The sequence below is a fragment of the Pelagibacterium lacus genome (assembly GCF_003345525.1).
Classification (GTDB): domain Bacteria; phylum Pseudomonadota; class Alphaproteobacteria; order Rhizobiales; family Devosiaceae; genus Pelagibacterium; species Pelagibacterium lacus.
The window spans coordinates 1-602 of sequence record NZ_QQNH01000079.1 but is presented as its reverse complement, the minus strand read 5'-3'; the positions used below and the strand labels follow the sequence as shown (position 1 = coordinate 602).

Annotated in this window: 1 protein-coding gene; it reads right to left on the bottom strand. The window is 62.8% G+C overall.

Features of this window, described 5'->3' with window-relative positions; genetic code table 11:
• A partial coding sequence (locus DVH29_RS16125) for a transposase (protein ID WP_500690310.1) occupies positions 1-519 on the bottom strand: 519 nt, incomplete at its 3' end.
• Between the last annotated feature and the right edge of the window lie 83 nt (positions 520-602).

Genomic DNA, 602 nt, shown 5'->3' with positions numbered 1-602 from the left:
GCCGCGCAGACGCTTGCCTCTCGGTCCCCAGCCGCGTAGCGGGGCCATGTTGGTCTTGATCCAGGTCTCGTCGACGAAGACCAGCCGACGCGGGTCGAGACCGGCCTGCCACGTTCGCCATCGCTGCCGCCGACGGGCGATGTCGGCACGGGCCTGTTCAAGGGCGAACAGCGTTTTTTTGAAGCTCAGCCCCTCACGACACAGGAACAGCCACACCGCATTGTGCGAGACCTTCACCCCGCGCGCCGCCAGTTCTTCCTTCAGTCCATGCAGCGTCAGGTGAGACGTCTGGTTGATCCGCCCGACGATGAAGTCACGGTGCGGCTCCAGAACGCGCTTGCGATGACCGCCCATCTTGCCGGGCGCTGACGAACCCGTCGCTCGATGGCGCTGCGACCACTTCACCACCGACGAGACCGCAACATCGAACCGGGCCGCGACCGACCGGCAGCTCTCGCCTGAGCCAACCGCCGCGACAACCCGCTCCCGAAGATCATTGGAAAGAGGTGATGCCATCAGATGCTGGCCTCCACTCCAGCCAGCATCTTGAATCACAAAACCATCAAACAGGGAATCCCATCGATTCAATCAAGCTGTGAAAC